Below are 18970 nucleotides of genomic sequence, written 5' to 3'. Positions count from 1 at the left end.
TGTCTATCAAACAAATGTAGATTGGACCCATCAACTAACCGTCACTAAAGATCAGCAAGTAGGTGTCATTCAGAAAACAGCTGCCAAGAATTTTGATCACGGCACAGCTTCCAGGTTAAAAAAAGGGAAAGCTATATACTGTGTAAAGCAGCGAAAAGACCTTTTGATCGTCGAACTTAACGGACAGATCATCATATATGCCGCACATGCGGAAGGATAAAATACCTGTCATATAGATAGGTATTTTTTAAGTTTCTTTTCTTGTCATGGGTCATTGGTTTTGTTATCATTGCAAAAGTGACCACTCGGTTTCCATTGTGACCATATGGTTTTACCGATTCGGAAAGGACTTATGAAGATGAACGAAAAGCAAGAAGAGATTTTGCGGGTTTCAAAGAAATTATTTTCTCAAAAAGGCTATATGAGTGTCTCCATGCAGTCAATTGCCGATGCCTGTAAAATATCAAAAGCGTCCATTTATAAACTGTTTGATTCAAAGGAAGCTCTTCTATTAGAACTGATTAAATACAATCAGTGCAAAATGAGAGAGATTTCTCAGATCATTCATTCAGAAACGACGCTGTCCAAAAAGGAAAAATTCACAAAGAAGATCAAACTTGAGCTTGAAGAGTTTAAAGAGAATCATAAATTTTTGAATATGCTGTCCTTTGAAGCTTTTTCGCAGCATTCGCCCATTGTCATTAAGCATTTACGTGAGACACGCTCCATTATCATGCAGCGGCACAGAGACATTATTTTAAGCACATATGGTGAATCTGTTGCGCCTTACGTCTGGGATCTTGTGATCGTCCTCAACGGATTAATGAGAGAATTCATCTTAATGCTGGCGATTGAGCGCAAGAACATCCAATTAGAAAATGCCGCCGAAATGATTATCGGCGTGATGGACCGTGTGTCGAAAAAGCCTTGCTCTATTGAGCCTGTGCTAACAGATCAGCTGATGGACTCTTATTTGCTTTCCACACAGGACGAATACGATCAAGAAAAGCTTGTCATCTCGTCCTTAACGAAGATCAAACAAGAGCTTCACACACTGTCAAACGGGGAAGAAAAGGACGATCTCCTCTCTGCGTTTGAGCTGCTAAGTGAAGAATTATCAAAGGACCAACCGAGAACCTTTTTAATCAGCTCATTGCTCGATTATTTAGGTAAAAACAGCGTTTTATCACAAAACGTGTCACAGCTGAAAAGCATCATTCTATAGATAAAGAAGGGATAACATGAACCAATCAACAACATCGTATAATCGATCTGTGATTGTGGGGATTTTCCTCGTTGGGGCATTCGTCGCGATTTTAAACCAAACGCTGCTCATTCCAGCGATCCCACATATCATGGAGGAATTCAATATTGATGTCAGCAAGGGACAGTGGCTCACCACAGCCTTTATGCTGACAAACGGGATTCTCATCCCGATCACGGCTTTCTTAATCGAGAAATTTTCAAGCCGTTCTTTAGTTTTAACGGCGCTTAGCATCTTTACAGCCGGTACAATTCTTGCTTCATTTGCAACGAATTTCCCTGTATTACTAGCAGCGCGTATTGTGCAGGCAGCCGGCGCAGGGATTTTAATGCCGCTGATGCAAACGATCTTTTTAACCATTTTCCCGAAAGAAAAACGCGGGCAGGCGATGGGCATGGTCGGTCTTGTCATTTCGTTCGCACCAGCGCTTGGGCCGACACTTGGCGGCTGGATTGTTGATTCCTTCAGCTGGAAGTTCTTGTTCTATATTGTTCTGCCAATCGGTATCATTGATCTCATTCTTGCTTTCTTCTTAATGAAAAATGTAACGCAGCAAAGAGAGACACGTATTGATGTTTTATCTGTCATCTTGTCGTCCTTCGGTTTCGGCGGGCTGCTTTACGGATTTTCTAGTGTCGGAACATATGGCTGGACGAGTGCCACTGTCCTCATATCGCTGATTGTCGGCGCTGTGAGCTTGTTCTTCTTTATTCTGCGCCAGTCGAATTTGACAAGACCGATGCTTGAGTTTGGTGTCTTTAAGTTTGCGATTTTTAGCTTAACGACCTTCCTTGGGATGCTTGTCTTTGCTTTATTGATTGGGACAGAGACGATTCTGCCGCTCTATACGCAAAATGTCAGAGGATTGTCTGCTCTTGATACAGGGCTTATCTTATTACCAGGTGCTCTCTTTATGGGACTCCTTTCACCGATTATTGGACGGATTTTTGATAAAGTCGGCGGAAAAGGGCTGGCATTAGGCGGGTTTACAATACTCACCATTACGACCTTGCCATTTATGCTGCTCACCCTTGATTCATCCATCGCCCTCATTACGGTCGCCTACACGCTTCGCTTAATCGGGGTTGGGATGATCATGATGCCGCTGACAACAGCAGGTATTAACTCTTTACCGCCTCATTTGATCCCGCATGGGACAGCGATGAATAACACGATGAGACAAATGGGCGGCTCCATTGGGACGGCTGTGCTTGTCTCCATCATGAGCAGTTCTGCTGCAAATGCAGAATTAGCCAGCCCATTAAAATCAGCCGTTCACGGCATGAACACATCATTTATCGTGTCTGGTTTGATTGCGGTCCTTGGACTCGTCCTCTCTTTTTTCTTAAAGGAAAAACGCGAGAATAAAGTGATGAAGCAGGAGCTATCTTCCTCCTCATCTTCTTCATAAGAAAAGAGCTCGGCATATTGCCGGCTCTTTTTTCATATACTCACGCTATATCGTCCTCTCCAAAAGGACATTTGTATTTACAGCGAAGAAAAACCTTGATAATTTAAAGAAAAGAGTTGATAATAGGAACTATTCAATTTGTGAGAAAATTTTCACTATAGGAGATGTATGCATTGAAGGTCGTTAAATTTGGTGGCAGTTCACTTGCATCTGGCAAGCAGCTGCAAAAGGTATTTGACATTGTAACAGCAGATCCAGCTCGAAAAGCAGTCGTTGTTTCCGCACCAGGAAAACGGCATTCAACGGATACGAAGGTCACTGATCTATTAATTAGCTGCGGTGAGCAATATTTACGTTTAGGCGAAGCACACGATTTACAGGAAGCCGTCATCGAACGGTATGCCTCCATTGCGGATGAACTCGGGTTAAGTCATGACGTGATTGACACCATCAGGCAAGATCTAGACGCCCTCTTACAGGCTGATTCGTCTCATCCTGAGCGATATCTTGATGCCATCAAAGCAAGCGGTGAAGACAATAACGCAAAGCTCATTGCCGCCTATTTCCGCCATCAAGGTGTCGAAGCTCACTATGTGAATCCAAAGGAAGCTGGTTTATTTGTGAGCGATGAGCCTGGCCAAGCGCAAGTCCTTCCGGAGTCATATGATCATTTGTACAAATTAAGAGAGCGCTCTGGCATCATCATATTCCCTGGCTTTTTTGGCTTTAGCCTATCGGGAGATATTGTTACCTTTTCTCGCAGCGGCTCCGATATTACCGGTTCCATTTTAGCAAACGGTTTGAAGGCAGAAGTGTATGAAAACTTTACAGATGTGGATGCTGTTTACGCTGTTAATCCAACGATCGTTCATGAGCCGAAGGAGATTACAGAGCTGACGTACCGGGAAATGCGCGAGCTGTCCTATGCTGGTTTTTCTGTGTTCCACGATGAAGCACTCATTCCAGCCTTCCGTGCAGGCATTCCTGTGCAAATTAAAAACACCAATAATCCCTCGGCAAAAGGCACAAAAATTGTGAACCAGCGAGATCATACAAATGGACCCGTTGTCGGAATTGCCTCAGACAGCGGATTTTGCAGCATTTATATTAGCAAGTATTTGATGAACCGAGAAGTCGGTTTTGGACGCAAGGTGCTGCAAACGTTAGAGGAATATGGGCTTACGTATGAGCACGTCCCTTCTGGCATTGACGATATGAACATTATTTTAAGACAGGATCAGCTGGAGGAGCAGCATATTGAACAAGAGCTGCTCGACCGCTTGAAGCTTGTGCTTGATGCAGATGAGGTCGTGTTAGAGCCGAATCTCTCACTCATTATGGTTGTAGGAGAAGCGATGCGTCACAATGTTGGCACCACAGCAAGAGCAGCAGAGGCGCTGTCAAAAGCGAAGGTCAATATTGAAATGATCAATCAAGGCTCTTCAGAGGTCAGCATGATGTTTGGCGTCAAAGCGGCTCAAGAAAAAGAAGCCGTTCAAGCGTTGTATGAAGAATTTTTCTCTATGTCTACCGTCCCTGTCTCCCTTTAATAAGCAGACTGCCAGATCTCAGGATCGGCAGTCCTTTTTGTTCTCGCCCGATTCACATGGATTTGCGCTTTAAAATATATCTATTTCCGTTTCATTTTGTATGATAGAGACAAATCAACTATTGTTCCGGTCTATGATCGGAGCTACAAGGAGTCCTAAAACAATGCCTCGTCAACAACTATTAAAACAGTTTCGCAATTTTCATGATGCTTCTACGAGTATTTTAAACATGATGAGTCAATTCACTGATGTGAATACACTGTTTATTGCTAAAAACGATCAAACCACCAATCAGATTGTCAAGGTGCTGAATCATGACGAGCAGCTTCTTGAAGAAGGAGAAGGAATTCCTTACGAGAAGACATTTTGCAAGCTGGCGGTCGATCATCAGGATACGCTTGTGATTCCTGATATATCATTGGATGATCGTTCTAAATACTTAGAAGTCACGAAACGTCTTCAAGGCGGATCATTCATCGGAGTGCCGATTGATTTTACAGATGGCACAAACTACGGAACGATTTGCGGGCTTGATCTAAGACCGCAGCAATTCACAGAAGAGCATGTGCATATGTTTGAAACGATGGCTTCTCTATTAAGCTACGTCCTGGAACTAGACCGTGCCAACCGGCAGATTCAGCAATTATCTGTACCGATCGTCCCAGTTGTTGATGGTGTCGCCGTGCTTCCTCTCCTAGGTGATATCGAAGAGACACGTGCTCAGCATATTTTAGAAACCATTTTACAGGAAAGCTACAGACTGTCGCTCTCTCATTTGGTCATTGATGTATCGGGAACAAAACGCCTGAATGAACAGAGCATTCAATATTTGGTCAGCTATGCACAAACGCTGAAACTTTTAGGAATTTCGGCTGTTTTAACAGGGATTAAACAAGATCTTGCTCTAAGTGCGATTCAGTCGAATATTTCATTTAAAGACATCACCATCCGGAAAGACTTGCCGCAGGCACTTGCTCATATTGGCTTGACGTTTACTAAAATGGAATAAGAAATGATACACAAAAAGGGCTAAATAAATTTTAGCCCTTTTCTTCTTTTTAAATCATGCCAGCAGCTGCAAATAAGAAGAATCGTTTCCGTCTTCAATAACTTGTAAAATCTGCTGTGCATGTGATGCGTCTGTGACACTGTTTAATTTTTGCATGATGTCTTCTTTCGATAGTGCATGGCCTGGTGCTCCCCGCGGAAGATCGACTCGTTTGCTAAAGGTGGTGCCATCAGATAAGGTAAGCTTCACAATCGTAAAGCGACCTTTTGGGACAGCGTCTGGATGGGGTTCTTTCGTTTGATCATGTTCTCTGCTCACCCGCTTCATCCATGTGCGCATGTCTGATGGAATGGTTTTTTTCGTAAAGGCATCCAGCGTAAGCGTCTGTCCAAATACGGCAAGTGCGATGACGTATTCGACACTGAATCGTCCTTCTTCGCCCGTCAAAGGTGTCCGCTCAATAAGCGCTGCATCTCCGCCAGGCGGGAATATGACCTCTGCTTGTTTCACCTGATCCGATAAGAAAGTATGCTCTTCCATTAAGGATAGAATCGCATCTGCTGCATGATGCGCTGCTGAACAGAACGGGTATACTTTGAACCACAGCCCCGGCGAGACAATACGCCACGTTGTACCATATCCCTCTAGTAAACGACTTTCCGCGCGCTCCTGATCTCCATAGAGAGAAAAGAAACCAAGCGTACCATCAAGAACCGATTCATTCCCGCCAAAACCTGAACAAGCTAAGTCCATAGACCAGACGGCTGCTTTAGCCGCTAAGCCGGCTTGTAATGGTTTCATATCAGAGCCAAACTGCTTTCGCATTCCTGCCGATTGTGCTCCGGCAAAGCCGATTGCCTTCGCCAGCTCTTCCTGCGAGACTTGTTTCAAATACCCAATGGCACATACTGCCGCAATGGCTCCGAGTGTCCCGGTATTGTGCCAGCCCCGCTCATAATGCGCCTTGCCGATGGATTCGCCAAGCCTTGCCATCACTTCAACGCCTGTAATGTAGGCAGCTAAAAATCGATCGCCAAACCCTTTTCCGTCTGTCAGCTGTGAAAGCAATGCTGGGATGATCACCGCACTGGGATGTCCTCTCACATCTGAGTGCACATCATCATAATCAAGGGCGTGGATCAAGTAGCCGTTCAGCATGGCTGCGGCTTGACGGCTGACCTTCTTCCCTTGTCCAATGACAGGAATTTGAGCGGCTCCGCCTTCTTGTTCCACAAGCGCCATGAGCTTCTGTATACCTTCATCCTCTCTCGCAGCAAGCGCCGCCGCAGCAGCATCTAACAGACCATTTCGAGCCATTTCTACCGCCCGCTGATCTTGAAGTGGATTAGCAGACAGTACAGCCTCTGCCAATTGTTTTGTTAGTTCCATGATCGTGACTCCAATGCCTGAACAGCAAGCTCGGCAAAGAAGGCAGCGGCAACAGGGAGTGCTTCTTCATTTAATGTAAAGGCAGGGTGATGCCATTCCTCGGTACCGCTTGTCCCCATCCATACGAAAAAGCCTGGAATGTGTTCTTGATAAAGGGCAAAATCTTCTCCGCCCGGTGACTGCTCTGCCTGAACTACTGTGAGATCCAGCGCATCTGCCGTTTCTTCGACCACCTTTGTCAAACGCTCATCATTCAACACAGAAGGCAAATACGGATGCCATTTCACTTCGCCTTTTGCCCCAAATCCTTCGGCAATCCCACTCACGATTTGTTTCATGAGATCTGGAATCATCGCTCTCACTTCAGGCTCAAACGTCCGAACGGTTCCTTCCATCTCAACACGATCAGGAATCACATTCCATGAAGTACCGCCTTGAATGCGTGTGATACTGACTACTGCATGATGCAATGAGCTGATACGGCGGCTGACGATTTGCTGAAGAGCACTTGTGATCTGCCCGCTGATGGCAATCGGGTCCACCGTGTGATTCGGAATACCTGCATGGCCACCCGTTCCTTTAATATCGATTTCAAACCGGTCAACACTTGCCATTAATGCTTTTCCTCTAATACCAATGGTGCCTACTGGCAGATCAGGTTTGTTGTGCATACCAAAAATCGCATCCACTCCATCTAATACGCCTGCCTCTATGACGTGTTTCGCTCCTTGCGCGACTTCCTCAGCCGGCTGGAACAAAATGCGGACCGTTCCTTTGATCTCGTGTTTCCGCTCTTTCAATAAAAGAGCCGCTCCAAAGATAGAAGCTGTATGGAAATCATGACCGCATGCATGCATTTTCCCAGGTACCTTTGAGGAAAATGGTTCGCCTGATGCTTCTTCAATCGGAAGTGCATCAATATCAGCTCTCAGGGCAATCGTTGGTCCCTCTTGTTCTCCTTTGATTTCACAGACGATTCCTGTTTGAAGAGCTGGAAAATCGAGTACGGTGATCCCTTCCTCTTCTAACCAGCTGCGCAGTTTTTTTGTCGTTTCATATTCTTCAAATGCCAGCTCTGGATGTTCATGAAGCGCTCGGCGAATGTTAATTAAACGTTTGTTTAAAGCTTCATTTCCTATTGATTTCACTGATACTCACCCCTCTAAAGAGTAAAAAGCAGCTTATGCTTCTTCAGCCGCTGCTTCTTTTTGGATAAATCGTTTTGTCCGTTCATTCTTCGTTTCATCAAATAACTCAGTTGGTGTGCCCTGTTCAATAATATGACCATCCGCCATGAAAATCACATGGTCTGCCACTTCTCTTGCAAACGCCATTTCATGTGTGACGATGATCATCGTTGTTTCTTGAATCGCAATGGATTTAATCACTTGAAGTACCCCTGAGACAAGCTCTGGATCAAGCGCTGACGTTGGTTCATCGAGTAAAATGGCATGTGGATCAACCGCTAACGCACGGGCAATTCCAATTCGCTGCTGCTGTCCGCCAGATAACGTGACTGGATAGCTGTCAGCCTTTTGCTCTAATCCTACCTGCTTCAGCAGCTTCATCCCAATCTCATTTGCCTGCTGCTTCGTCATTTTTTTCGTCACAAGCAGTGATTCTGTGATGTTTTGCAGTGCTGTCTTGTTTTTAAATAGATTATAGTTTTGAAACACCATGGCCGTTTGTTGACGCAGATGATGGGCTTCTTTACGTGTATACTTGGACGCATCGAGCTTCGCATCGCCAATTTCAATCATGCCTTCATCTGGTATTTCTAATAAATTTAAGCAGCGCAGCAAGGTGGATTTACCGGAGCCAGAAGGTCCGATAATGGCCACAACCTGCCCTTTTTGCACGTCGAGATTGATTCCGTCTAAGACGACAAGATCGCCGAATGATTTCTTCAAATTGGTGAGCTTGATCATGTCCACACCTCCTTAATTCCGGTAAGGTTTGCTGATTTTTCGTTCAAATAGGTCTTGAAGGAAGCTATAAATGATGGTCATCACCCAATACACAATCCCTACGGCTAAATAGGTTTCAAAGTATTTATAGTTCGCAGACGCAATCATCTTTCCTTGTGCAAACATTTCTGCCACCCCAATGGTAAAGGCAAGAGATGTTTCTTTTAAAAGACCGATAAAGGTATTCCCCGTCGCTGGAATCGCATTTCTGACTGCCTGCGGGAAAATAATTCTGACGTAAGACTGCCATCTTGTCATGCCGACAGATAGACATGCCTCTAGCTGCCCTTCATCTACAGAATTGAGGGCCGCTCTGAAAATTTCTGCTAAGTATGCTGAATTTTTAATACTTAATCCGATAATGACCGCTGTTAGGGCATCCATTGAGGTCATCGCAGGGAATAGCTGCGGAAGACCAAAATAAATGAGAAAGAGCTGAACCAAGGTTGGAACCGCTCTGAAAAAAGAAATATACAGCTTGGCAAATTGGTATAAAACAGGTATCCGATTTTTCGTAATGAGAGCGAATACCACACCAATGATAATGGCAAATACCATGGAGACAATCGCCATGAAGATCGTTATCGGCAAGTATTGAATCAATGTCGGAAAAACCGTCACCATATACTGCCAATCAATTTTGTTCATGTCTGCTCTTCACCGCCGCTGTCGTTATTTTTTAATTGGCACTGTGACATCGTCTTTGAAATACTTCTCAGACAATTTCTTCAGTGTCCCGTCTTCTCTTAATTCTTTGATCGCTTTGTTAAATTCTTCTCTTAGCTTGTCATGCTTTTTATCTTTGGCAAATGGGTAGCCTACTTCTTCATACACAATTGGGTTGCCAACGATTTTGAGCGGCAGACCTGTTTTTTCAATTTGAGCAAGTAATACACTGCGTCCGTTGACATAAGCATCTACGCGGCCATTTGCCACTTCATTTAATACACCGTCTTGCGTTTCATATGTTTTAATATTGATTTTTTTGTCCGGGTCTTTGCTCTCTAGGTTTTTGGCGTGGTTAGAGCCAAGAACCGCCGCCACTGTTTTTCCTTTTAAATCATCAAGACCTTTGATGTCGTTGTTGTCCTTTTTCACGATGATTTGTGTTCCTGCGTAAGCGTACGTATCTGTAAAGTTAAACGTTTGTTTACGCTCATTTGTGACTGCGACTTGGTTTGACACTGTATCCAGCTTACCAGATGTCAGCTGTCCCATCAGTCCGCTGAATTCACTCAACTGCCAGTCTAGTTTGTAGCCGAGTTTTTTTGCGATGGCTTCAGTTACTTCGACATCGAAGCCAACAAGCTTGCCATTGTCTTTATAAGCAAACGGATAGCTTTGTCCTGTGGCGCCTACTTTTAACACTTTTTCTTTGCCTTCACTCTGATTGTTGCCGCCGCAAGCTGCTAAAACTGCCAGCATTGCTGCAAATAGAACGACTAGCCACTTTTTGTTTTTCATGTTCGTAAACCCTTCTTTCTTCTTATAATTGTGTCATATCTGACCTTAGTTGTTTTTTAAAATAAACCGTGATGTGACCCTTGCCTAAATCCTTTTCTCCTGCTCTGACGTAGCCTTTGCGCTCATACATGTCCATGAGCCACGGATGCTTATCAGCTGTACCTAGTGATACGTATGGCACCTTCAGGGTATCCCTTAGCACTTCAGTTTCCACCCATTCCAGCAAGACAGAGCCTGTCCCTTTTTTGGCGGAAGGCTCTGAAGCAAACCACCAAATGTGAGGGACGCCGAACGGTCCTGGCTGCTCTCCCCAAGGCATACGGAGCGACAAGGTGGAGAGAAGTTCTCCGTTTTCTTCCATCACATAGCAAAGATTCTTTTGTACATTTTTCTGCACGAGAGCGAAATCAGCATGTGCTGCTTGGAACTGGATGCCGAGCTCACGAATTGGCTCATAGGCTCTTGTTGTCAGTTCAAGCAGCGCCTCTATATCTGCCTCTGTTGCCAGACGAAATGTGTATCCCAACGTTAGTCACCTCACCCTTATGTCGTGTAGCGATTTTTTGGCTGTGTTAATCCTAGATTTTCTCGTAAGGTTTGTCCTGTATATTCTGTTTTGAATAGACCTCTTTCCTGAAGGATTGGGACGACGCGGTCTACGAACACATCCAGCCCTTCTGGCAAGAGCGGCGGCATGACGTTAAAGCCGTCTGCTGCTTCTTCATTGATCCATGTTTCCATCACATCTGCTAGCTGCTCTGGTGTGCCAATGAAAATATTATGACCACGAGAGCCGGCAACCGATTGATAGAGCTGGCGAATGGTCAGGTTATCCTTTCTCGCCATATTCATCACAAGATCAAAACGGCTTTTCACCGCATTTGACGTGCTTGGATCAATCTCTGGAAGCGGTCCGTCTAAAGGATACTGAGACAGATCAATCCCACCTAAGTAGTTTTGCAGAATGCTCAGCCCAATCTCAGGAACAATCAGCTCCTGTAATTCTTCATATTTTGCTTTGGCTTCTTCCTCTGTATCAGCAATGATTGGGAAGATACCCGGCATGATGCTGACGTCCTCTCTAGCACGACCAGCAGCCACTACTTTCTCCTTCAAGCTTTGATAAAATTCCTTCGCTTTTTCGAGATCGTTTTGTGCAGTGAAAATGAGCTCAGCTGTTTTCGCTGCAAGCTTTTGACCATCTTCGGATGATCCTGCTTGAATGATCACTGGCTGCCCTTGAGGCGTGCGTGATACGTTGAGAGGACCCCGTACTGAGAAGAACTCACCTTTATGCTGGAGCTCATGAAGCTTACTAGATTCAAAGAATTCTCCCGTTGCCTTGTTTCTGACAAGGGCGTCTTCCTCCCAAGAATCCCAAAGACCTTTCACGACCTCGACAAATTCTTCTGCTCGCTCATACCGTTTATGGTGTGCTAAATGCTCTTCTCCGCTAAAGTTTTTCGCTGTTTCTTCAATAGAAGATGTGACCACATTCCATGCCGCTCTTCCGCCTGATAAATGGTCAAGGGAGGCAAACTGTCTTGCAATATGGAAAGGCTCACTGTATGTAGTAGATGCTGTTGCTGCTAAACCAATTGATGAAGTAGACTCAGCAATGGACGAAAGCAGGGTGAGCGGTTCAAATCTCGTGAGTACATTCGGATGAGAGGTTTGGTTAATGGATAAGCTGTCGGCTAAAAAGAGTAAATCTAGCTTTCCTTCCTCTGCTTTTTTCGCTAATTGTTTAAAATAATCCAGGTTCATGGCTGCATCTGATACGGCGTTCGGATGTCTCCAAGAGGCAACATGATGTCCAGTTCCTGCGATGAATACGCCTAGCTTGAGCTTCCTTTTCGGCTGTGACACTTGTTCTTCATCCTTTCTATATCCTGCTGTATCAAACTGAAGTCCTCAGAAGATACATTTTTCTGATTGAATTAATCGGTTTTATCAATAAAAAAAGGGCAAATGTTGCGAAAAATGAAAAATAATTATTACTATATGCCCTTTTTACAGGATTGTCAACCGCCTTCTGAACCTCCAAAATTAGGGATTTCACCCGTTCATCATGGTGTGTCGATTTCAATATTTCCGATGAGCCGGTCTGTGGTATGTGTCACCAATTGGCTGCGTTCCAGCATGTTATGGGCGATCACGGAATGAGTGGAAGATATAGTGCGGACGGCAATCGCTTTTTGAGGAGATAAATTAATGATGTTATTCCGCAGCACACGGGCTGAGGCGGCTTGATCGATAAAGATCGCCGTCGGCTGTCCGAACGAACGATTTAAATAAAAGCGGTTATCTCCAATTTGCGGTGAACCATTTTTAATATACATCACCACATATAAAGATGTTTCTTCAAAGGAATTATCTTTAATTTCTAATGGACCCGTCGTGCTGCTGTATAAGGCGTAATTTTGGTAGTGCTTAAAGCGATTCTGCCAGATGAAAGCCTTTGCATTCCCAGTGATACTGATCGTATACGAAGACGCAAGCTCTGGGTGTCCTTCTTGAATAAAGTGGTTGCCATTGATTCCAGCTTCCCCTTCCTGCACCCATATCCCTCTGCTGAAATCTTTGAATTGATTGTGCTGGATCAGGATATTCGTTCCTCTCACCATCGCCCCATCGATCACCGAGTAGATTGTATTGTTTGAAAAGACGACGCTATCCGATTGATAGATACGCAGCGCTGCGCTTCTTTGCCCTGTATTCGTCCCCGATTCAATATGATTTCCTTCTATTAGAATACGATTCGCCATATAAACGGACACAGCCGCATCTTCAAATAGACTGATCTTATTTCCTGTAATGTGAACGCTGTCGCCCCTCACATCAATCCCTTTTTCAAATCCCTCAATCATATTGCCAATAATAATCACATTGTTTTCCGTTTGACCAAGAGAGACACCTAAGCTCGTAATTCCTGCTTTTGTAACGCCTCCTCCCACTGCACGGATCAAATTGTTGGCAATGATTGTTTCGGTGGCAAAGCCGTAGGAGATACTGCTGTCTGTATGATTGCCTTCAATGATGACACCATAGCCGTTGAAATTATAAATGGAACTTGCAGCACCACCTCTTACAATGTTGTTTCGAATTTGAATATTCAGCGGTTCCTCCATATTAACTGCTTTTTCTCCGTAGCCTTCAATATCAATACCCATTCTCGGCTCGACTCCGTTTACTCCTGCTCTCTCCAGCAGACAGTCCTCCACAATGACCCCATCACAGCCTGTAATCGAGATATTGTTTCGTCTTGAATCTGTGATGTGGCAGCCAGAAATATGAATAGATGAAGCAGGCGAGTACGATTCAGCTTGTGATAATAAACCGTGGGGACTTACAATGATGCCGTCTCCCGTACAATTCTTGATTTGCACACGATTCACTTCCACATGGGAGGCCCCTTCAATACATATCCCAAAGCCCCACTCATGGGTTTTTCGTTCAGGGGGAAGCGACTTGTACACATGCTCATGACGATCCCCTTCGATTCGCCCGCCTCTGATGGTCACATGCTGAACCTTTCCTATATAAAAGGCCGCATACCCCCACGAATCATTTGGTTTTACCTTAATCACGGCATCCGGCGCCATCTCAATGTACATATGACTTGGCACCCGTATGCCTGCACCTCGGAAAGGGAAAAATCGATCACCTCTGTACACTGCATCGATTACATACGTGCCGCTCGGCAGCCAGACGTGGGAATACCCCTGTGCTTTCGTCCATTCTAAGCATTCATTGAGCCTCGCTGTACAGTCCGTTTCCCCATCCGCAATCACACCAAAATCTTGTACATTGACAACAGGTTTTTTTAGATCAGATTCATTCAATTCCCCCAACCTAAATCCCTCCTTTTCACACAAGTCCTCTTGTCATCCTATGCATGTGTAAAAGGTTTGCTTGTACAATTCTTCAAATTTTAAGTAAATTTTCAGATATAACTTTCTGACCATTCTCACTTGAAAGAATGTTTCATTTTTTTGAGTCTTTACGCCTATTGAACTAACATTTTCCTGTTTTAGAATAGTTTTATATTGACACAAGAACTATACAAGAATATCATTTTTCTCATATCTCTTTTTTTAAGAAAGGATCTATGCCATGTCTACAATTGACCACGATAAAATTGTTAAAAGTGTTCCTCAAAAAGGGTTTTTTGGACATCCTAAAGGACTTTACACACTGTTTTTCACTGAATTTTGGGAGCGTTTCTCTTATTACGGCATGCGTGCACTGCTTATTTACTATATGTACACAGAGGTGACAAAGGGCGGTCTTGGTTTTGATCAGACGACAGCCAATTCGATCATGTCTGTCTACGGTGCGCTTGTCTATATGTCAGGCATTATTGGAGGATGGCTTGCCGATCGAGTATTCGGTTCGTCCAGTACGGTCTTTTATGGCGGGGTTTTCATTATGCTTGGACATGTCATTTTAGCTTTGCCAAGCGGAGCAACAGCGCTCTTTATTAGTATGGGACTGATTATTATTGGGACGGGTCTTTTGAAGCCGAACGTTTCAAACATTGTTGGCGACCTGTATACCAAAACGGACCCTCGCAGGGATTCTGGCTTTAGTATTTTCTATATGGGCATCAACATGGGTGGTTTTATTTCCCCATTAATTGTCGGAACACTCGGTCAAAAAGTGAACTTCCACCTCGGATTCTCACTTGCTGCCGTTGGGATGCTTGTTGGACTGATTACATTTGTGATCACGAAAAAACCGAACCTTGGTCTTGCCGGCACTTATGTGACAAATCCGTTATCAGCTGCTGAACGAAAGAACTTCAAAATTTTCGGAACATTGATCATCATTGTGCTCGCTGTTTTTGTTGTCATTGGCATTCAAACAGGCGCACTCACGATTAATCTATTCACTTGGTTTGTCAGTGTCCTTGGTGTGCTCATTCCGATTGTGTATTTCATCGTCATGTATTTCAGTAAAAAGACGAGCCCAGTGGAGCAATCCAGGGTTCTCGCTTATATTCCATTGTTCCTTGCTGCGGTGATGTTCTGGGCAATTCAAGAACAAGGCTCAAACATTTTAGCCACATATGCAGATCAACGAACAAACTTGAATTTCCTAGGGATGACACTTGCCTCTTCGTGGTTCCAATCATTGAACCCAATCTTTATTGTGCTGCTGTCTCCTGTGTTTGCTTGGTTGTGGATTAGACTTGGAAAGAAACAGCCGTCTACCCCGATTAAGTTCTCACTTGGCCTTCTATTTGCAGGATTATCCTTCATCATCATGATCATTCCTGCCTACATGTCTGGTCCGAATACACTTGTGAGCCCATTATGGCTTGTTCTGAGCTTCTTCCTTGTCGTGATCGGAGAGCTCTGCTTATCACCAGTTGGGCTGTCAGCAACAACAAAGCTTGCACCTGCTGCCTTCTCAGCGCAAACGATGAGCCTTTGGTTCCTTTCAAATGCGATGGCACAGGCGATCAATGCGCAAGTGGTCAAACTGTTTGATAAAGTGCCAGAAACCGTCTATTTCGGTATCATCGGAATGCTTGCCATCGTTTTATGCGGTGTGATGCTGCTCTTAACACCAGTGATTAAGAAAGCGATGAAAGGCATTCATTAAATGAAAAAAGAAGCCTCCCGATTGGGTTGGCTTCTTTTTCTGGTTTAAAACCGGATCTCATCATCTCCATGGATTTGCAGCTTAAGCGGTTCACTTTTCGCCTGATGCTTTTTCACATAGCGGTGATAGACGACATACCCAATGATCATGAGAGGGACGCCGACATATAACCCAATACGCTGCTCCTTATCAAAGGCAAGGCTGATCAAAACGATGGTGTTGAGTGTAATCGCAATAATTGGCAGAACCGGATAGAGAGGGGTTTTAAATTTTAAGTTTTCCAGCTTTCCGCCTGCTTTAAGATATCTTCTGCGGAAAAGCATCTGTGATAATGTAATGGTGATCCAGCCAGTCTGGGCACTCATGCCGGCAATGGACACGATCCAGGCAAATACCGTTTTCTCTGCAAAGAACCCGGATAATAGCGAAATCCCTGTAAACAGGAACGTGAGCAGTAAGGCATTCATCGGAATACCGCGCTGATTCACGCGTCTAAATGCTTTTCCTGCCATTCCTTCCTTCGATAAGGAATACAGCATTCTCGTCGATGCATACAAGCCAGAGTTGGCAACAGATAATAAAGCAATGATAATGACAAAGTTCATGATGTCTGCCGCAAAAGGAATTCCCGTTCTCTCAAATACAGTAACAAATGGACTTTGCAGCACACTCGCTTCCTTCCAAGGCACCATACCCGCTAAGACGAAGATTGATAAGACGAAAAAGACGAGTGTACGCCAAACAGTCTGATGAATCGAACGAGGAACGGTTTTCTCAGGGTTTTCACTTTCTCCTGCTGCAATCCCGATCAGCTCTGTTCCTTGGAATGAAAAGTTCACGGTGATCATCGTGACCACAACGGCGAGCAATCCATTTGGAAACAAACCATCACTCACAAAATGACTGAAGTAAGGGGCAGGTTCTCCGCTCGTTGTTTCAATAAAACCAAACATCGCCGCTCCGCCTACACCTATAAAGAGTAAAATCGCAATAATCTTAATGGTTGAAAAGAAAAACTCCGACTCCCCGAACGCTTTCGCCGACCGGGCATTTAATAAGAAAAGACACAGTCCAAATATGAGACACCAAATCCACACATCCACTTGCGGGAGCCAGCGCCTCATCAGCTGTCCTGCTGATAAGAATTCTAGGGCGACCGTTGCCGCCCAGCCAAGCCAATAAATCCAGCCGACAGCAAACCCCGCTGCAGGGCTGACAAATTTCGTCGCATACGTATGAAACGACCCCGACACAGGAAGTGCGACCGACAACTCTCCAAGACACAGCATGGTTAAATACATAATCAATCCGCCCACAATATAAGAAAGAACGGCTCCAACTGGCCCTGCTTGTCCAATCGTATAGCCCGTTCCTAAGAAAAAGCCTGTCCCAATGACACCGCCAAGTGAAATCATAAATAAATGGCGGGAGGTCATCGCCCTTTTCAGTTGTTCGGGCTGATTTTGTCCAACATCCACAATGATGCCCTCCTTCTTCTAAGATGCTCAGTTATCAAAACATGTCTCCATGTGATTCATTCCATTTTCAAAACAACCTACTAATTATACATCTTTTATAATAAATATTCTTCCTTCTATGGTCACTGTCACAAAGTCTTTATTTTAGTAATGTTCGCACAAATAAAAGATGAAGGGCTTTGTAGACGATAGAGGTTTGAAAGAAATGGGTTGCGGGCATAAAGTTGGTGAGATTCGCTCAAGCTAGTTTCAAATGCTTTACTTTTAGGTTGCTTCTCTGTAAGATCATATGTTGTAAATACCAACAAGAAAAGTGGGGAATAAAATGAAAAAAATGTTCTTTGCCATTATTTTAGGCGCTTGTGTTGCATTGATCACGGCATGTGGATCTGGTGCAAGCGACAACGCGAATAAACAATCTGGGTCTAAGGAATCAGGCGACCTTTGGAAATCCATTCAGGATAAAGGTGTTCTGACGATCGGAACAGAGGGTACTTATGCTCCTTTCACATTCCATGACAAAAAGACAGATAAATTAACTGGCTACGATGTAGAAGTCATCACAGAAGTAGCAAAACGTCTTGATTTAAAACCTGAATTCAAAGAAACACAATGGGACAGCATGTTTGCTGGACTGAATTCAAAACGTTTTGACGTGGTAGCGAACCAAGTTGGTAAAACTGGACGTGAAAATCAATATGAGTTCTCTGACAAATACACAACGTCTCAAGCCATTGTTGTGACAAAATCAGATAACAACGACATCAAGAAACTATCTGATGTAAAAGGCAAAAAAGCAGCACAATCATTAACGAGTAACTACAATAAGCTAGCAACAGATGCTGGTGCTAAAATTGAAGGCGTTGAAGGTCTTGCACAATCGATTCAATTGATTCAGCAAGGACGTGCTGATCTGACGTTCAATGACAAGCTGGCTGTATTGAATTACTTGAAAACAAGCGGTAACAAAAACCTAAAAGTTGCATTTGAAACAGGAGATCCTCAAGAAACTTACTTTGCATTCAGAAAAGGCAGCGGCGAAGTCGTTGACAAAGTGAATGGCGCATTAAAAGAAATGAAAAAAGACGGTACACTTGCTAAGATTTCTAAGAAATGGTTTGGTGAAGATGTTACAAAGTAATACCCTGGGAGTCGTCATTCCTTGGGATCTTCTTCAGCAATCTTTTTGGCCAATGGTGATGCAGGGGATTTATTATACAATTCCCCTCGCCATCATTGCCTTTATCATTGGTATTTTTATCGCGCTTGTGACAGCTCTTGCTAGAATGTCTAAAATCAAAGCCCTCAGATGGATTTTTTCCATCTATGTGTCGGCCGTTCGCGGAACGCCGCTTTTTGTGCAATTGTTTATTATTTTCTATTTCTTTCCGACATTTAATATCACACTGGATCCATATCCAAGTGCCATTATTGCTTTTTCATTAAACGTAGGTGCGTATGCGTCGGAAATTATCCGTGCATCCGTCCTATCTGTTCCAAAAGGACAATGGGAAGCTGGTTATTCGATCGGGATGACGCATCGTAAAACACTCATCCGCGTCATTTTACCGCAGGCTGTGCGTGTATCGATTCCGCCGCTATCTAATTCATTCATTAGTTTGGTGAAGGATACATCTCTTGCCTCCCAAATCCTCGTGGCAGAGCTTTTCCGTAAGTCTCAGGAAATTGCTGCAGCGAACTTGGATCAGATATTGTTCATTTATATGGAAGCAGCCCTGATCTATTGGGTATTCTGCTTCATTCTATCGCTCGTTCAGCATCAAATTGAAAAACGACTTGATCGATATGTCGCAAGGTAAGGAGGGAA

At 44.1% G+C, this 18970-nt stretch carries 16 protein-coding genes; 7 read left to right on the top strand and 9 right to left on the bottom strand.

What is annotated here, in order from left to right:
• The first annotated feature begins 358 nt into the window (after positions 1-358).
• The 4 genes from C6348_RS12960 (at position 359) to C6348_RS12945 (ending at position 5234) form a co-directional block, all read left to right on the top strand.
• The gene (locus C6348_RS12960; protein ID WP_223251568.1) at positions 359-1225 is read left to right on the top strand and encodes a TetR/AcrR family transcriptional regulator; all 867 of its coding nucleotides are present in this window, start codon (positions 359-361) and stop codon (positions 1223-1225) included.
• Positions 1226-1241: 16 nt separating this feature from the next.
• Positions 1242-2675 (top strand): MDR family MFS transporter, encoded by a 1434-nt coding sequence (locus tag C6348_RS12955; protein ID WP_106043436.1) that lies wholly within the window; start codon positions 1242-1244, stop codon positions 2673-2675.
• Between the two features lie 173 nt (positions 2676-2848).
• Positions 2849-4225: an aspartate kinase gene (locus C6348_RS12950; protein WP_106043434.1), complete on the top strand. Its 1377-nt coding sequence runs from the start codon at positions 2849-2851 to the stop codon at positions 4223-4225.
• Between the two features lie 163 nt (positions 4226-4388).
• On the top strand, positions 4389-5234 hold the full coding sequence (locus C6348_RS12945; protein WP_106043432.1) for a GAF domain-containing protein: 846 nt from the start codon (positions 4389-4391) through the stop codon (positions 5232-5234).
• Between the two features lie 54 nt (positions 5235-5288).
• Here the strand turns inward: C6348_RS12945 and C6348_RS12940 are convergent, their stop codons facing one another.
• The 8 genes from C6348_RS12940 to C6348_RS12905 all read right to left on the bottom strand — a co-directional run bounded on the left by C6348_RS12940 (position 5289) and on the right by C6348_RS12905 (position 13908).
• Positions 5289-6623 carry an MmgE/PrpD family protein gene (locus C6348_RS12940; protein WP_106043430.1) on the bottom strand — a complete coding sequence of 445 codons (1335 nt, stop codon included), beginning with the start codon at positions 6621-6623 and terminating at the stop codon, positions 5289-5291.
• A complete protein-coding gene (locus C6348_RS12935; RefSeq protein WP_189293946.1) occupies positions 6614-7762 on the bottom strand; it encodes an amidohydrolase in 1149 nt (382 codons plus the stop codon). The genes C6348_RS12940 and C6348_RS12935 overlap by 10 nt, the downstream gene beginning before the upstream one ends.
• 42 nt (positions 7763-7804) lie before the next feature.
• Positions 7805-8551, bottom strand: coding sequence for an amino acid ABC transporter ATP-binding protein (locus tag C6348_RS12930; protein ID WP_060595533.1), 747 nt, complete (start codon positions 8549-8551; stop codon positions 7805-7807).
• Positions 8552-8563: 12 nt separating this feature from the next.
• The gene (locus C6348_RS12925) at positions 8564-9238 is read right to left on the bottom strand and encodes an amino acid ABC transporter permease (RefSeq protein ID WP_060595532.1); all 675 of its coding nucleotides are present in this window, start codon (positions 9236-9238) and stop codon (positions 8564-8566) included.
• Between the two features lie 24 nt (positions 9239-9262).
• The gene (locus tag C6348_RS12920; RefSeq protein WP_106043427.1) at positions 9263-10054 is read right to left on the bottom strand and encodes an amino acid ABC transporter substrate-binding protein; all 792 of its coding nucleotides are present in this window, start codon (positions 10052-10054) and stop codon (positions 9263-9265) included.
• A 22-nt stretch (positions 10055-10076) separates the two neighbouring features.
• Positions 10077-10580 carry a GNAT family N-acetyltransferase gene (locus C6348_RS12915; RefSeq protein WP_095285964.1) on the bottom strand — a complete coding sequence of 168 codons (504 nt, stop codon included), beginning with the start codon at positions 10578-10580 and terminating at the stop codon, positions 10077-10079.
• Positions 10581-10597: 17 nt separating this feature from the next.
• Positions 10598-11923 carry an LLM class flavin-dependent oxidoreductase gene (locus C6348_RS12910; protein WP_106043425.1) on the bottom strand — a complete coding sequence of 442 codons (1326 nt, stop codon included), beginning with the start codon at positions 11921-11923 and terminating at the stop codon, positions 10598-10600.
• A gap of 200 nt (positions 11924-12123) precedes the next feature.
• A complete protein-coding gene (locus C6348_RS12905) occupies positions 12124-13908 on the bottom strand; it encodes a right-handed parallel beta-helix repeat-containing protein (RefSeq protein ID WP_106043423.1) in 1785 nt (594 codons plus the stop codon).
• Positions 13909-14170: 262 nt separating this feature from the next.
• Here C6348_RS12905 and C6348_RS12900 point away from each other — a divergent pair, with 262 nt between their 5' ends.
• A complete protein-coding gene (locus tag C6348_RS12900; protein WP_106043421.1) occupies positions 14171-15664 on the top strand; it encodes a peptide MFS transporter in 1494 nt (497 codons plus the stop codon).
• Positions 15665-15708: 44 nt separating this feature from the next.
• Here C6348_RS12900 and C6348_RS12895 read toward each other — a convergent pair whose 3' ends face one another.
• On the bottom strand, positions 15709-17142 hold the full coding sequence (locus C6348_RS12895; RefSeq protein ID WP_034664109.1) for an amino acid permease: 1434 nt from the start codon (positions 17140-17142) through the stop codon (positions 15709-15711).
• Between the two features lie 325 nt (positions 17143-17467).
• Between C6348_RS12895 and tcyA the strand changes: the two genes are divergently transcribed.
• The gene (tcyA, locus tag C6348_RS12890) at positions 17468-18283 is read left to right on the top strand and encodes a cystine ABC transporter substrate-binding lipoprotein TcyA (RefSeq protein WP_106043419.1); all 816 of its coding nucleotides are present in this window, start codon (positions 17468-17470) and stop codon (positions 18281-18283) included.
• Complete coding sequence (locus C6348_RS12885; RefSeq protein ID WP_106043417.1) at positions 18270-18962, top strand: amino acid ABC transporter permease; 693 nt, start codon at positions 18270-18272, stop codon at positions 18960-18962. Before tcyA ends, C6348_RS12885 begins: the two co-directional genes overlap by 14 nt.
• Positions 18963-18970: the final 8 nt, after the last annotated feature.

Origin of the sequence: Bacillus sp. YBWC18, assembly GCF_002998775.1 — a bacterium.
GTDB lineage: Bacteria > Bacillota > Bacilli > Bacillales > Bacillaceae > Bacillus.
Note: the sequence above shows the minus strand (reverse complement) of the source record. Positions and strands in the feature narration are given on the sequence as shown.

Excerpts from the sequence above, each read along its gene's own strand:
- C6348_RS12960 (WP_223251568.1), top strand. The coding sequence starts at position 359 with ATGAACGAAAAGCAAGAAGAGATTTTGCGGGTTTCAAAGAAATTATTT.
- C6348_RS12955 (WP_106043436.1), top strand. The coding sequence starts at position 1,242 with ATGAACCAATCAACAACATCGTATAATCGATCTGTGATTGTGGGGATT.
- C6348_RS12945 (WP_106043432.1), top strand. The coding sequence starts at position 4,389 with ATGCCTCGTCAACAACTATTAAAACAGTTTCGCAATTTTCATGATGCT.
- C6348_RS12940 (WP_106043430.1), bottom strand. The coding sequence starts at position 6,623 with ATGGAACTAACAAAACAATTGGCAGAGGCTGTACTGTCTGCTAATCCA.
- C6348_RS12930 (WP_060595533.1), bottom strand. The coding sequence starts at position 8,551 with ATGATCAAGCTCACCAATTTGAAGAAATCATTCGGCGATCTTGTCGTC.
- C6348_RS12925 (WP_060595532.1), bottom strand. The coding sequence starts at position 9,238 with ATGAACAAAATTGATTGGCAGTATATGGTGACGGTTTTTCCGACATTG.
- C6348_RS12920 (WP_106043427.1), bottom strand. The coding sequence starts at position 10,054 with ATGAAAAACAAAAAGTGGCTAGTCGTTCTATTTGCAGCAATGCTGGCA.
- C6348_RS12900 (WP_106043421.1), top strand. The coding sequence starts at position 14,171 with ATGTCTACAATTGACCACGATAAAATTGTTAAAAGTGTTCCTCAAAAA.
- tcyA (WP_106043419.1), top strand. The coding sequence starts at position 17,468 with ATGAAAAAAATGTTCTTTGCCATTATTTTAGGCGCTTGTGTTGCATTG.
- C6348_RS12885 (WP_106043417.1), top strand. The coding sequence starts at position 18,270 with ATGTTACAAAGTAATACCCTGGGAGTCGTCATTCCTTGGGATCTTCTT.